General features: G+C 61.9%; 12 protein-coding genes. 8 read left to right on the top strand and 4 right to left on the bottom strand.

Features of this window, described 5'->3' with window-relative positions:
• The first annotated feature begins 101 nt into the window (after positions 1-101).
• The 6 genes from AB4Z20_RS23835 to AB4Z20_RS23810 all read left to right on the top strand — a co-directional run bounded on the left by AB4Z20_RS23835 (position 102) and on the right by AB4Z20_RS23810 (position 5,113).
• On the top strand, positions 102-1,139 hold the full coding sequence (locus tag AB4Z20_RS23835) for an ABC transporter ATP-binding protein (RefSeq protein WP_014336742.1): 1,038 nt from the start codon (positions 102-104) through the stop codon (positions 1,137-1,139).
• Between the two features lies 1 nt (position 1,140).
• On the top strand, positions 1,141-2,088 hold the full coding sequence (locus AB4Z20_RS23830) for an ABC transporter permease (protein WP_442090694.1): 948 nt from the start codon (positions 1,141-1,143) through the stop codon (positions 2,086-2,088).
• On the top strand, positions 2,078-2,896 hold the full coding sequence (locus AB4Z20_RS23825; protein WP_018611084.1) for an ABC transporter permease: 819 nt from the start codon (positions 2,078-2,080) through the stop codon (positions 2,894-2,896). Before AB4Z20_RS23830 ends, AB4Z20_RS23825 begins: the two co-directional genes overlap by 11 nt.
• 138 nt (positions 2,897-3,034) lie before the next feature.
• The gene (locus tag AB4Z20_RS23820; RefSeq protein ID WP_253471809.1) at positions 3,035-4,459 is read left to right on the top strand and encodes a gamma-aminobutyraldehyde dehydrogenase; all 1,425 of its coding nucleotides are present in this window, start codon (positions 3,035-3,037) and stop codon (positions 4,457-4,459) included.
• A 146-nt stretch (positions 4,460-4,605) separates the two neighbouring features.
• Positions 4,606-4,869 (top strand): CopG family ribbon-helix-helix protein, encoded by a 264-nt coding sequence (locus AB4Z20_RS23815; RefSeq protein WP_003198119.1) that lies wholly within the window; start codon positions 4,606-4,608, stop codon positions 4,867-4,869.
• A complete protein-coding gene (locus tag AB4Z20_RS23810; RefSeq protein ID WP_442090693.1) occupies positions 4,832-5,113 on the top strand; it encodes a type II toxin-antitoxin system RelE/ParE family toxin in 282 nt (93 codons plus the stop codon). The genes AB4Z20_RS23815 and AB4Z20_RS23810 overlap by 38 nt, the downstream gene beginning before the upstream one ends.
• Positions 5,114-5,157: 44 nt before the next feature.
• Here the strand turns inward: AB4Z20_RS23810 and AB4Z20_RS23805 are convergent, their stop codons facing one another.
• On the bottom strand, positions 5,158-5,343 hold the full coding sequence (locus tag AB4Z20_RS23805) for a hypothetical protein (RefSeq protein WP_003198116.1): 186 nt from the start codon (positions 5,341-5,343) through the stop codon (positions 5,158-5,160).
• A 362-nt stretch (positions 5,344-5,705) separates the two neighbouring features.
• On the opposite strand from AB4Z20_RS23805, the gene AB4Z20_RS23800 reads away from it, so the two are divergent.
• The gene (locus AB4Z20_RS23800; protein ID WP_253471805.1) at positions 5,706-7,331 is read left to right on the top strand and encodes a glucan biosynthesis protein D; all 1,626 of its coding nucleotides are present in this window, start codon (positions 5,706-5,708) and stop codon (positions 7,329-7,331) included.
• Positions 7,332-7,521: 190 nt separating this feature from the next.
• Here AB4Z20_RS23800 and AB4Z20_RS23795 read toward each other — a convergent pair whose 3' ends face one another.
• The 3 genes from AB4Z20_RS23795 to AB4Z20_RS23785 all read right to left on the bottom strand — a co-directional run bounded on the left by AB4Z20_RS23795 (position 7,522) and on the right by AB4Z20_RS23785 (position 11,480).
• Positions 7,522-8,628 carry an NADH:flavin oxidoreductase/NADH oxidase gene (locus AB4Z20_RS23795; protein ID WP_214511341.1) on the bottom strand — a complete coding sequence of 369 codons (1,107 nt, stop codon included), beginning with the start codon at positions 8,626-8,628 and terminating at the stop codon, positions 7,522-7,524.
• A 415-nt stretch (positions 8,629-9,043) separates the two neighbouring features.
• Complete coding sequence (recJ, locus tag AB4Z20_RS23790; protein ID WP_018611096.1) at positions 9,044-10,753, bottom strand: single-stranded-DNA-specific exonuclease RecJ; 1,710 nt, start codon at positions 10,751-10,753, stop codon at positions 9,044-9,046.
• Between the two features lie 184 nt (positions 10,754-10,937).
• Positions 10,938-11,480: a YaeQ family protein gene (locus tag AB4Z20_RS23785; protein WP_018611098.1), complete on the bottom strand. Its 543-nt coding sequence runs from the start codon at positions 11,478-11,480 to the stop codon at positions 10,938-10,940.
• 147 nt (positions 11,481-11,627) lie between these two features.
• Here AB4Z20_RS23785 and AB4Z20_RS23780 point away from each other — a divergent pair, with 147 nt between their 5' ends.
• The gene (locus AB4Z20_RS23780; RefSeq protein WP_253471803.1) at positions 11,628-12,827 is read left to right on the top strand and encodes a CaiB/BaiF CoA transferase family protein; all 1,200 of its coding nucleotides are present in this window, start codon (positions 11,628-11,630) and stop codon (positions 12,825-12,827) included.
• The last annotated feature ends 327 nt before the right edge of the window (positions 12,828-13,154 follow it).

The following is a 13,154-nucleotide window of genomic DNA, read 5'->3' as shown; positions in this document are numbered from 1 at the left end:
TCGCGAGCAAGCTTTGCTCCCACAGCACTGCTACCACAGGTTTGGTGCACGGCAACCCAGCAACGATTCAACAGCAGTCCCGCTTTTTGGAGCCCCGCACCATGACGCTTGCAGTCCAATTCACCCAGGTATCCCGTCAGTTCGGCGATGTGAAAGCCGTTGACCGGGTTTGCATCGACATCCAGGACGGCGAGTTCTTTTCCATGCTGGGCCCGTCCGGTTCGGGCAAGACTACCTGCCTGCGACTGATCGCCGGGTTCGAACAACCCAGTGCCGGCTCGATCCGCATCCATGGCGAAGAGGCCACCGGGCTTGCGCCGTACCAACGGGACGTCAACACGGTGTTCCAGGATTACGCCCTTTTCCCCCATATGAACGTGCGCGACAACGTGGCCTACGGCCTGAAAGTCAAAGGCGTCGCCAAGGCCGAGCGCATCAAGCGCGCCGACGAAGCGCTGGAGATGGTTGCCCTGGGCGGCTACGGCGAACGCAAGCCGGTGCAGCTTTCCGGCGGCCAGCGCCAACGCGTGGCCCTGGCCCGCGCGTTGGTCAATCGCCCGCGGGTGTTGCTGCTCGATGAACCCTTGGGCGCCCTCGACTTGAAGCTGCGCGAACAGATGCAGGGCGAGTTGAAGAAGCTGCAACGCCAACTGGGCATCACCTTCATTTTCGTCACCCACGACCAGACCGAAGCACTGTCGATGTCCGACCGCGTGGCGGTGTTCAACAAGGGCCGCATCGAACAGGTCGATACCCCACGCAACCTGTACATGAAACCGGCGACCACCTTCGTCGCCGAATTCGTCGGCACGTCCAACGTGATCCGTGGCGAGCTGGCCCGGGAACTGAGCGGTTATCCACAGCCGTTCTCGATTCGCCCGGAACACGTGCGTTTCGCCGAGGGTCCGTTGGCCAGTGGTGAGATCGAAGTCCACGGCCTGCTGCACGACATCCAGTACCAGGGCAGTGCCACGCGCTACGAGTTGAAGCTTGCCAACGGCCAGACCCTGAACCTCAGCCAGGCCAACACCCAGTGGCTCGACAACACCGCCCAGCACCAGACCGGCCAGCACCTGAGCGTACGCTGGGCGCGGGAGGCGATGGTCGCGCTGCACGACACCGTCAGTGGCGAGGTGTGAGATGAACACCCTGGCCATCGCTCAAACGCCCACGCCCGGTTCACCGTTGCGACGTTTTTCCAACCTGCTGTACCGGCGCCCCAACCTGTACCTGTCGATGTTGCTGGTGCCGCCGCTGATCTGGTTCGGCGCAATCTACCTGGGCTCGCTGCTGACCTTGCTCTGGCAAGGTTTCTACACCTTCGACGACTTCACCATGGCGGTCACGCCGGACCTGACCCTGGCGAATTTCGCGGCGCTGTTCCAGCCGTCGAACTTCGACATCATTTTGCGCACCCTGAGCGTGGCGATAGCGGTGTCCATCGCCAGCGCCATCGTCGCGTTCCCGATTGCCTACTACATGGCGCGCTACACCAGCGGCAAGACCAAGGCGTTTTTCTACATCGCGGTGATGCTGCCGATGTGGGCCAGCTATATCGTCAAGGCCTATGCCTGGACGCTGCTGCTGGCCAAGGGTGGCGTGGCGCAATGGTTCGTCCAGCACCTGGGCCTGGGGCCGGTGTTGCAGTTCGTGCTGGGGATTCCCGGCGTGGGTGGCAGCACCTTGTCCACCTCACACCTGGGGCGTTTTCTGGTGTTCGTCTACATCTGGCTGCCGTTCATGATCCTGCCGATCCAGGCGTCCCTGGAGCGTCTGCCGCCATCGCTGCTGCAAGCTTCGGCCGACCTGGGCGCCAGGCCACACCAGACGTTCATGCAGGTGATCCTGCCGCTGTCGATCCCCGGCATCGCCGCCGGCTCGATCTTCACCTTCTCGCTGACCCTGGGGGATTTCATCGTGCCCCAGTTGGTGGGCCCACCGGGCTACTTCGTCGGCAGCATGGTCTACGCCCAGCAAGGCGCCATCGGCAACATGCCCATGGCCGCAGCGTTCACCCTGGTGCCCATCGTGCTGATCGCCCTGTATTTATCCATCGTCAAGCGACTGGGAGCTTTCGATGCACTCTGACTCTCAAGACCGGGCCTCGTGGGGCTTGCGGATCGCGGCGTGGGGCGGGCTGGTGTTCCTGCACTTCCCGATCCTGATCATCTTCCTCTACGCCTTCAATACCGAGGACGCCGCGTTCAGCTTCCCGCCCAAGGGCCTGACCTTGAAGTGGTTCAGCGTCGCCTTCGCGCGCCCGGATGTGCTGGAGGCGATCAAGCTGTCGTTGCAGGTCGCGGCCATCGCCACGCTGATCGCCATGGTGCTTGGCACCCTGGCCTCGGCGGCGCTGTACCGGCGCGATTTCTTCGGCAAGCAAGGCATTTCGCTGATGCTGATCCTGCCGATTGCCTTGCCGGGCATTATCACCGGCATTGCGCTGCTGGCGACCTTCAAGACCTTGGGCATCGAACCAGGGATGTTCACCATCGTCGTCGGCCATGCCACTTTCTGCGTGGTGATCGTCTACAACAACGTCATCGCCCGCCTGCGCCGAACCTCCCACAGCCTGATCGAGGCTTCGATGGACCTGGGGGCCGACGGCTGGCAGACCTTTCGCTACATCATCTTGCCCAACCTGGGGTCAGCGCTGCTGGCCGGCGGGATGCTGGCGTTTGCGCTGTCATTCGACGAGATCATCGTCACCACCTTCACCGCCGGCCACGAACGCACCTTGCCGCTGTGGCTGCTCAACCAACTCAGCCGCCCTCGCGATGTGCCAGTGACCAACGTAGTGGCGATGCTGGTGATGATGGTCACGATGGTGCCGATATTGGGCGCGTATTACCTGACCCGAGGCGGTGAGAGCGTGGCCGGTAGCGGCGGGAAATAATCAGAACCGAAATCCTGTGGGAGCGAGCTTGCTCGCGAAGGCGTCGTGTCAGTCGCTGCAAAGGGTGAATGATCCACCGCTATCGCGAGCAAGCTCGCTCCCACAGGGGACTTGGGAAACATTCAAGAGGACATGGACATGCAAACCAAACTGCTGATCAACGGCCATCTGGTGAACGGCGAAGGCCCTGGCCAGGCGGTGTTCAACCCATCGCTGGGCCGGGTGCTGGTGGAGATCAATGAAGCCAGCGAGGCCCAGGTCGATGCCGCCGTGCGCGCCGCCGATGCCGCCTTCGAGGCCTGGTCGCAAGTACCGCCCAAGGACCGTTCCCTGTTGCTGCTCAAGCTGGCCGATGCCATCGAAGCCCACGGCGAAGAACTGGCGGAACTGGAGTCGGACAACTGCGGCAAACCCTTGAGTGCCGCGCTGAACGACGAGATCCCGGCGATTGCCGACGTGTTCCGCTTCTTTGCCGGCGCCAGCCGCTGCATGAGTGGTTCGGCAGGCGGCGAATACCTGCCGGGGCACACCTCGATGATCCGCCGCGACCCGGTGGGCGTCATCGCCTCCATCGCGCCGTGGAACTACCCGCTGATGATGGTCGCCTGGAAAATCGCCCCGGCCCTGGCTGCCGGCAATACCGTGGTGCTCAAGCCATCGGAGCAAACTCCGCTGACGGCGCTGCGCCTGGCAGAATTGGCGTCGGAAATTTTCCCGGCCGGCGTGCTCAACGTGATATTCGGTCGTGGGCAAACCGTCGGCAACCCGCTGGTCACCCACCCGAAGGTGCGCATGGTGTCGCTGACCGGCTCCATTGCCACTGGCTCGAACATCATTTCCAGCACATCCGACAGCGTCAAACGCATGCACATGGAACTGGGCGGCAAGGCCCCGGTGATCATTTTCGACGACGCCGACATTGACGCGGCGGTTGAAGGCATCCGCACCTTCGGTTTCTACAACGCCGGCCAGGACTGCACCGCTGCCTGCCGCATCTATGCCCAGCAAGGCATTTACGAGCAGTTCGTCGAGAAGCTCGGCGCCGCCGTGGGCAGCATCAAGTACGGCCTGCAAACCGCGCCAGACACCGAGATGGGCCCACTGATCACCGCCCAGCACCGCGACCGCGTGGCCGGTTTCGTCGAACGGGCCATCGCCCAGTCGCATATCCGCCTGATCACCGGCGGCAAGGCCGTGGACGGCAACGGGTTTTTCTTCGAGCCGACGGTGCTGGCCGACGCTCTGCAGGATGACGAAATCGTCCGCCGGGAAGTCTTCGGGCCAGTGGTGTCCGTCACGCAGTTCCTCGACGAAGCACAAGTGCTGGCCTGGGCCAACGATTCGGACTACGGCCTGGCCTCATCGGTGTGGACCGCCGACATTGGCCGTGCCCATCGCCTGTCGGCACGCCTGCAATATGGCTGCACCTGGGTGAACACGCACTTCATGCTCGTCAGCGAAATGCCCCATGGCGGTCAGAAACGTTCCGGCTATGGCAAGGACATGTCCATGTATGGGCTGGAGGATTACACGGTAGTGCGGCATGTGATGTTCAAGCATTGACACCAAGACAACCTTGGCAACACATGCCCACGCCTGCCCAGCGTTCGTCCTGCTAAGGTTTTCGTCGATCGGTGCACGCTCGCCGGTTGACGGAAATCCTGGCAGCCCCTAGGGTGTCTACAACGTATACACCTTGGAGATCAGCCATGGCCTCGCCCGTTTTGTCCTTTCGTGTGGAAGAAGGTCTGGCCCAACAGCTGGACTTGCTGGCCGCCGCCACCGACCGCGACCGTCAATATCACCTCAAGCGTGCACTGGTCCGATATGTGGAAGCCGAATCCTGGCATCTGCAAGCCATCAGCGAAGGCATAGCCGATGCCGACGCTGGAAACCTGACCGATCTGGACGCCGTGAAGGCTAAGTGGGCAAAACGTGCCGAGCATCGTACTGACCGACAAAGCACAGAGTGACCTCGACTCGATCCACGAACATTACCAAAACGCCGATGACGTCATCAGCGCCATCCTCGAGACACTGCGCCAACTGCAACGCTTTCCCGGCTCGGGCCGTCCTTCGGTCGCTCCCGATATTCGAGAGCTGGTGCTGACCCGCTACCCGTTCGTAGCCCCCTACCGGCTCAAGCATGGACAACTGCAGGTGCTGCGGATACTGCACCAGCGCACCGAACGCCCTCAGGACTGGTCGGTGGAGTGATGTCGGCCGGCGTTCCTGCTCCGGCCGCCCACCTGCGCCACGCTTCAAAACCGCGAAACACTGCGCATCGCATCCACTAGGTAGCGCATGGCGATACGGTCGTTTTCCGACAACTCCCGATAGCGCTCGACCAGTCTCAATTCTTCCAGGCTGAGCCGGCGTGTCCTGCGTGGGTTGGTCAGGCCTGGAAAGATCCCCAGCATTTCGGTAATGCCCTGTATTTTTGTCATGAGTTGTCCTTCTTTACGTCGAGGTTGACCTGATAGCGCCGTCTGAATCCGGGTTAGATCGCCTATCACGCTAAAGAATAGGGAGGATTCAAAGCGTGAAAAGGGAGTTTTAGAGTAATTAGTCAAAAAAAGTCGGAATCGACATAAAAAAAGAAATAACTGTAAGAAAATTTGACCAAGCCACGCTTTCCTTGCTCTCAAAGCCCGTATTTCCCCTATGATTTTGCGCCTCGGTGAACCGATCCAACTCTCAGGCATCTGTTCTAACGTTCGTCGCGTTTGGCCAAAGGCATGTCCGAACTCCCTTATCAGTCGCTGTTGCCAGGATCGGCTCGGGACTGTTTCGAGAAAAGGTTGTATTTATGCACCGCAGGAATCTGCTCAAGGCCTCCATGGCCTTCGCCGCCTACACCGGGCTATCGGCCTCCGGGCTCATGGCCGCACGCGCCTGGGCCGCCGATCAGACTGCCGATGGCGAAGCCCGTCCTTTCGACTTCAACGGTTTGAAGGATCAGGCCCGGCGGCTGGCCGAGAGCCGCTATATCGACACCAAGCAAGTCCTGCCAGAAACCCTGGCCCAAATGTCGCCGCTGCAGTTCAACGCCATCCAGTACGACGTCAATCACTCGCTGTGGAATGAGCTGGACGGGCAACTGGACGCACAATTCTTCCACGTCGGCATGGGCTTCAAGCAGCCGGTGCGCATGTACAGCGTCGACCCGAAGACGCGCATGGCCCGTGAGGTGCACTTCCGCCCCGAGCTGTTCAACTATCAGAAAACCACGGTCAACACCTCGCAACTGACGGGTGACCTGGGCTTCGCCGGCTTTCGCGTCTTCAAGGCGCCGGAACTGGACCGGCACGACATCCTTTCGTTCCTGGGGGCCAGCTACTTCCGCGCCGTGGATGCCAGCGGCCAATACGGGCTGTCGGCCCGCGGTTTGGCCATCGACACCTACGCCAAGAAGCGCGAAGAATTCCCGGACTTCACCAAATTCTGGTTTGAAACCCCGGACAAGAACAGCACCCGCTTCGTGGTCTACGCCCTGCTCGACTCCCCCAGCGCCACCGGTGCCTATCGGTTTGACATTGATTGCCAGCCGACCCGGGTAGTGATGGAGATCGACGCGCACATCAATGCCCGTACTGCCATCGAACAGTTGGGCATCGCGCCCATGACCAGCATGTTCAGCTGTGGCACCGTCGAACGGCGCATGTGCGACACCATTCACCCGCAAATCCACGATTCCGACCGGCTGGCCATGTGGCGCGGCAACGGCGAATGGGTGTGCCGGCCGTTGAACAATCCCGCCACCCTGCAATTCAACGCCTTCGCCGACAAGGACCCGAAAGGTTTCGGCCTGGTGCAAACCGACCACGACTTCGCCAGCTACCAGGACACTGTGGACTGGTACAGCAAGCGCCCAAGCCTGTGGGTCGAACCGACGACGGCCTGGGGCGAAGGCTCGGTCGACCTGCTGGAGATTCCTACCACCGGCGAAACCCTGGACAACATTGTCGCGTTCTGGACGCCGAAAAAACCGGTGGCCGCCGGCGACTCGCTGAACTATGGCTACAAGCTCTACTGGAGCGCGCTGCCGCCAGTCAGCACGGACCTGGCCCACGTCGACGCCACCCGCTCAGGCATGGGCGGTTTCATCGAAGGCTGGGCACCGGGCGAGCATTACCCGACCGTCTGGGCCCGTCGCTTTGCCGTCGACTTCAGCGGCGGTGGCCTCGACCAACTGCCGCCGGGCACCGGCATCGAACCGGTGGTGACCTGCTCCCACGGTGAAGTGAAAGACTTCAACGTGCTGGTGATGGATGCAATCAAGGGCTACCGCATCACCTTCGACTGGTACCCGACCGACGACAGTGTGGAGCCGGTGCAGATGCGCCTGTTCATTCGTACCAAGGACCGCACCTTGAGCGAGACCTGGTTGTACCAGTACTTCCCGCCGGCGCCGGATAAGCGCAAATATCCCTGATAGGGATCGGGTATCTGGGCTGGCCCTATCGCGAGCAGGCTCGCTCCCACAGGTTATGTGTGAACAACACAAATCCACTGTGGGAGCGAGCTTGCTCGCGATGAGGCCGGTACAACCACCGAACAATCCAGCCCAATAAACAAAAAGCCCCGGCCAATGACGACCGGGGCTTTTTTGTTTTACCAAACACTCAATCGCGCAAATCCGACTCATGAATCGGCTGGTCCCGATGCGTTGCCCGCTGGTACTGCGCGGGCCACGTGGCCTTGCGACCACCCAGGTCATCATCGGCATGCAGGGCCCAGTACGGATCGCGCAACAATTCGCGGGCCAGGAAAATGATATCGGCCTGGCAGGTGCGCAGGATGTGTTCGGCCTGGGCCGGTTCGGTGATCATGCCGACAGTGCCGGTGGCGATTTCCGACTCCTTGCGCACCCGCTCGGCAAAGCGTGTCTGGTAACCCGGGCCGGTGGGAATTTCCGCATTGGCGGCCGTGCCACCCGATGACACATCGATCAAATCCACTCCCAGGGCCCTGAAGCGCCGCGCCAGCTCCACGGTTTCGTCCGGGTTCCACCCGTCCTCGACCCAGTCGGTGGCGGAAACGCGAACGAACACCGGCAGTTCTTCAGGCCATACGGCCCGCACCGCTTCGGTGACTTGTAGCACCAGGCGGATGCGATTCTCGAACGAGCCGCCGTATTGATCGCGCCGCTGATTGCTCAAGGGCGAGAGGAATTGATGCAGCAGATAACCATGGGCCGCGTGAACCTCGACCACTTTGAAGCCGGCCGTGAGGGCGCGCTTGGCCGAATCCACGAAGGCCTGGATCACACCGGCGATCTGTCCTTCGTCCAACTGCACCGGAGGAGTGTGTTGTGGGTCGAAGGCAATCGGCGACGGGCCGACCGGCACCCAGCCGCCGTCCGCCGGTTTTACGCTGCCATGCTTGCCCAGCCAGGGTCGCCAGGTGCTGGCCTTGCGTCCGGCATGGGCCAGTTGTATGCCCGGCACTGCCCCCTGAGCGGTGATGAAACGGGTGATGCGTTGTAGCGGCTCGATCTGTTCATCGTTCCAAAGCCCAAGGTCCTGGGCGGTGATGCGGCCGTCGGCGGTAACAGCGGTGGCTTCGGTGAACACCAGGCCGGCGCCGCCCACGGCACGGCTGCCCAAGTGCACCAGGTGCCAATCGTTGGCCAGGCCATCGGTGCTCGAATACTGGCACATCGGCGATACCGCGATGCGATTGGGCAGGGTCAATTGGCGAAGGGTATAGGGTTCCAGCAGCAGACTCATGGGGCACCTCTCGAATCAGTGGGCAGGCTCCAGGGTTCTGTTTGAAAAGTCGACGAGTGACAAAAGGTGCAACACCCGCCCCCGCGGGCAAAAAACTCGACAAGACGTCACAAGGGCTATCAAGCAGTGCTTAGAGCCTAGTCGACAACCCGCAAGGACGGAGGGTTCAGAACTTAAAAACCGACGGTGTGGCGCAATGCAGTTCACTTAAGGCGCCCCTGAAACCCTGTGGCGAGGGAGCTTGCTCCCGCTGGACGCAGTAGGAGCTGTGTAGGAGCTGACGAGTGCAACGAGGCTGCGATCTTTCCACTGACAATTGAGTCGAGAGCGAAAGATCAAGATCAAAAGATCGCAGGCTTCGCCAGCTCCTACAGGCCCAACGGGAGCAAGCTCCCTCGCCACAAAGGCCGATCGGCTACCGCGGCTCGATATGGGCAATCATCAACTGCACCGTTTCCTGACCGCGGAACTCGTTGAGGTCAAGCTTGTAGGCCAGCTCCACCCAGCGCACAGTAGGGTTGGGCCAGATCTCGCGGTCGATGCCAAAGGCGATGCCATCAAGCTTCACCGAACCGCACTCGCTCTTGAGGACGACCTTCAGGTGCCGTTCGCCCACCACGCGCTGTTCGACCAACTGGAACAGGCCGTGGAACATCGGCTCAGGAAAATGCTGGCCCCAGGGGCCGGCGTGGCGCAGTGCCCGGGCCAGTTCCAGGTGGAACTCCTCCACCGCCAGGGTGCCATCCGACAACAGCCGGCCGGTCAGGTCTTCTTCGCGCAACTGCCGGCGCACTTCCGCGTCGAACGCTTCGGCGAACAACGGAAAATTCGCCTCCGGCAGCGTCAGCCCCGCCGCCATGGCGTGACCGCCGTACTTGCTGATCAGGGTGGGGTGCTGCGCCGCCACCACGCTCAGCGCATCGCGAATGTGAAAACCCGGCACCGAGCGACCCGAGCCCTTGAGCAAGCCGTCCCCGGCATCGGCAAAAGCAATGGTCGGACGGAAATAGCGCTCTTTCATCCGCGAGGCGAGAATGCCGATGACCCCTTGGTGCCACTGCGGATCGAACAGGCACAAACCGAACGGCATCGACTCCACCGGCAGGTCCTTGAGCTGGGCCAGGGCTTCGCGCTGCATGCCCTGCTCGATGGACTTGCGGTCCTGGTTCATGCCGTCCAGTTGCGCCGCCATCTCCCGCGCCAGGGCCGGGTCGTCGGTGAGCAGGCATTCGATGCCCAGGCTCATGTCGTCCAGGCGCCCTGCCGCATTCAGACGCGGCCCGAGGATAAAGCCGAGGTCGGTGGAGGTAATCCGTGAAGCATCGCGCTTGGCCACTTCCAGGATCGCCTTGATGCCGGGCCGGGCGCGTCCGGCGCGAATCCGCTCCAGGCCCTGGTGCACCAGGATCCGGTTATTCGCGTCCAGGGGCACCACGTCGGCCACGCTGCCCAGGGCCACCAGGTCGAGCAATTCGCCAATGTTCGGTTGGGGTGTGCTGGCATACCAGCCCAGGCTGCGCAGACGCGCCCGCAGGGCCATCAGCACATAGAAAATCACCCCGACACCGGCCAGGGCCTTGCTCGGGAACTCGCAGCCCGGCTGGTTCGGATTGACGATGGCATCGGCTGCCGGCAGTTCGAGGCCGGGCAAGTGGTGGTCGGTGACCAGCACCTGGAGCCCCGCCGCTTTCGCCGCCGCCACGCCTTCCACGCTGGAAATACCGTTATCCACGGTGATCAGCAACTGCGGTTCGCGGGCCAGGGCGACTTCGACGATTTCCGGGGTCAGCCCGTAGCCATATTCGAAGCGATTGGGCACCAGGTAATCGACATGGGCCGCACCGAGCAGGCGCAGCCCGAGCATGCCCACGGTGCTGGCGGTCGCGCCATCGGCGTCGAAGTCGCCCACGATCAGGATGCGCTGGCGTTGCTCCAGCGCCGTCACCAACAGATCCACCGCGGCGTCGATCCCCTTGAGCTGCTGGAAGGGAATCAAGCGCGCCAGGCTCTTGTCCAGTTCAGCCTCGGACTGCACACCACGCGCTGCGTACAGGCGGGTCAACAGGGGCGGCAGGTCACCGAGAAATGGCAGGGTATCGGGCAGTTGGCGGGGTTCTATGCGCATGGGGAACGGACGTTTCTCTATTTTTTTGTAGGAATCGCAGACTGTGACAAGAGCGCGTGCTCACGCTGGACCCCGTAGGAGCTGCCGAAGGCTGCGATCTTTTGATCTTTCGCTTGAGACTCAAGCGCCAGGGGAAAGATCGCAGCCTCGCTTCGCTCGGCAGCTCCTACAGGGCCCGGTGGGTTCAACCACGCTCGCCCAGCAACCATTGCAGCTGGACTTCATGCTGGCCACGGTCGTCGGTCACGAAAATCGTGCCCTCACTGATCATCACATCCCACTTGATCACCCGCGGCATGTCCTGGGCCAGGGTTTCGAGCACTTCCTGGGGTACAGCGGCGATGTTGACGTTTTTCAGGTTCTTGACCGCCGGGATCACCTTGCCTTCCCAGACCCGCAGGCTGCCATAGGCCAGCAGGCTGGTGCGCTCGGTCCGGCGCGAGCACCAGGTCAGGCGATCGGCATCCGGCTGGCCGACTTCGATCCAGTGCAGCACACGGTCATCCAGGCTTTTTTCCCACAGCGCAGGCTCATCGACGTCTGACAGACCACGACCAAACGCCAGCAGTTCGTTGTACCAGAACGCGTAGGCCAACAGGCGCACGGTCATGCGCTCTTCGGTTTCCGAAGGGTGGCGGGCGATGGTCTGCTTCACACTCTCGTACACATTGCGGTCAAGGTCGGTGAGGTTCAGTTCAAACTTATAGGTCGTGGACGGCTGGGCCATGAACGGGCTTCTTGATACGAGGAAAGGCGGCAAGTCTAACCGATGACGCGGGCAATCCACGAATTGCCGACCATCAACCTGCGGCGACCAGCCTTGGCCTATGATAAAACGCTCTATTCGTTCTGCCTTTGTCCTACAGGATCTGTCATGTCGCTTACTGCCAAACCCCTTGCCGGCGTCAAAGTCATCGAACTCGGCACCTTGATCGCCGGGCCCTTCGCCTCGCGCATCTGCGGCGAATTCGGTGCCGAAGTCATCAAGGTTGAATCGCCCGACGGCGGTGACCCCCTGCGCAAGTGGCGCAAGCTGTACGAAGGCACCTCGCTGTGGTGGTTCGTCCAGGCACGCAACAAGAAGTCCCTGACCTTGAACCTCAAGCACCCTGAAGGCCTGGCGATCCTGAAAAAACTGATCGGCGAAGCCGATATCCTGATCGAGAATTTTCGCCCCGGCGTACTGGAAAAGCTCGGCCTGGGCTGGGATGTCCTGCACGCACTGAACCCGAAACTGGTGATGGTGCGGCTTTCGGGCTTCGGCCAGACCGGGCCGATGAAAGATCAGCCGGGGTTTGGCGCGGTAGGCGAGTCCATGGGCGGCCTGCGCTACATCACCGGCTTCGAGGACCGTCCGCCGGTGCGCACCGGAATTTCCATCGGCGACTCCATCGCCGCCCTCTGGGGCGTGATCGGCGCATTGATGGCCCTGCGTCACCGCGAGATCAATGGCGGAACCGGGCAAGTGGTGGACGTGGCCTTGTACGAGGCGATTTTCGCCATGATGGAAAGCATGGTGCCGGAGTTCGACGTATTCGGCTTCATCCGTGAGCGCACCGGCAACATCATGCCCGGCATCACCCCCTCGTCCATCCACACCAGCTCTGACGGCAAGCACGTGCAGATTGGCGCCAACGGCGACGCGATCTTCAAGCGCTTCATGCAGATCATCGGCCGTGACGACCTGGCCAATGACCCGCAACTGGCCAGCAACGACGGCCGTGACAGCCGCCGTGACGAGCTGTATGGCGTCATCGATCGCTGGGTCAACTCGCTGCCGCTCGATAGCGTTATCGACCAATTGAACCAGGCCGGGGTGCCGGCCAGTCGGATCTTCAGCGCCGAAGATATGTTCAGCGACCCGCAGTTTCTGGCTCGTGAAATGTTCCTGCAGGCCAAGTTGCCCGACGGCAAGGCGTTCAAGATGCCGGGGATCGTACCGAAACTCTCCGACACCCCGGGCACCTCCGAATGGGTCGGGCCGGCACTGGGTGAACACAACGCACAAGTGCTCGGCGAGCTTGGCTACGACGCGCAGCAGATCGCCAAACTGCGCACCGACGGCGCCATTTGACACACCGCAGCGGGCCGTCACTGAAGATCAAACTGTGGGAGCGAGCTTGCTCGCGATAGCGTCCGTTCAGTCGACTTGATGTTGACTGGCACACCGCAATCGCGAGCAAGCTTTGCTCCCACAGGTCCTGCTCAAACAGATCTGACGGGTGTACGACCGCAAGAGCCAGGCCGGCTACTAGGCCGCCTCGCGGTGGACGTTGATCTCGGCGCCCCGTTAACCACGCTGGCCGAACGCAGGCATTGTGGAGTGGGCATCCCGGCATGGATGCCGGGATAGCCGCGCTGGGCCATGGATGGCCCTTCGCGGCGGGCCCACGGAGCAATG

This window comes from Pseudomonas sp. KB_12, from assembly GCF_052114545.1.
Classification (GTDB): Bacteria; Pseudomonadota; Gammaproteobacteria; order Pseudomonadales; family Pseudomonadaceae; genus Aquipseudomonas; species Aquipseudomonas brassicacearum.
Note: the sequence above shows the minus strand (reverse complement) of the source record. Positions and strands in the feature narration are given on the sequence as shown.

What these genes read in the sequence shown, in the direction of transcription:
- AB4Z20_RS23815 (WP_003198119.1), top strand. Translation starts at nt 4,606, where the DNA reads ATGGCCTCGCCCGTTTTGTCCTTTCGTGTGGAAGAAGGTCTGGCCCAA.
- AB4Z20_RS23785 (WP_018611098.1), bottom strand. Translation starts at nt 11,480, where the DNA reads ATGGCCCAGCCGTCCACGACCTATAAGTTTGAACTGAACCTCACCGAC.
- AB4Z20_RS23795 (WP_214511341.1), bottom strand. Translation starts at nt 8,628, where the DNA reads ATGAGTCTGCTGCTGGAACCCTATACCCTTCGCCAATTGACCCTGCCC.
- AB4Z20_RS23830 (WP_442090694.1), top strand. Translation starts at nt 1,141, where the DNA reads ATGAACACCCTGGCCATCGCTCAAACGCCCACGCCCGGTTCACCGTTG.
- AB4Z20_RS23800 (WP_253471805.1), top strand. Translation starts at nt 5,706, where the DNA reads ATGCACCGCAGGAATCTGCTCAAGGCCTCCATGGCCTTCGCCGCCTAC.
- AB4Z20_RS23780 (WP_253471803.1), top strand. Translation starts at nt 11,628, where the DNA reads ATGTCGCTTACTGCCAAACCCCTTGCCGGCGTCAAAGTCATCGAACTC.
- AB4Z20_RS23805 (WP_003198116.1), bottom strand. Translation starts at nt 5,343, where the DNA reads ATGACAAAAATACAGGGCATTACCGAAATGCTGGGGATCTTTCCAGGC.
- AB4Z20_RS23825 (WP_018611084.1), top strand. Translation starts at nt 2,078, where the DNA reads ATGCACTCTGACTCTCAAGACCGGGCCTCGTGGGGCTTGCGGATCGCG.
- AB4Z20_RS23820 (WP_253471809.1), top strand. Translation starts at nt 3,035, where the DNA reads ATGCAAACCAAACTGCTGATCAACGGCCATCTGGTGAACGGCGAAGGC.
- AB4Z20_RS23835 (WP_014336742.1), top strand. Translation starts at nt 102, where the DNA reads ATGACGCTTGCAGTCCAATTCACCCAGGTATCCCGTCAGTTCGGCGAT.
- recJ (WP_018611096.1), bottom strand. Translation starts at nt 10,753, where the DNA reads ATGCGCATAGAACCCCGCCAACTGCCCGATACCCTGCCATTTCTCGGT.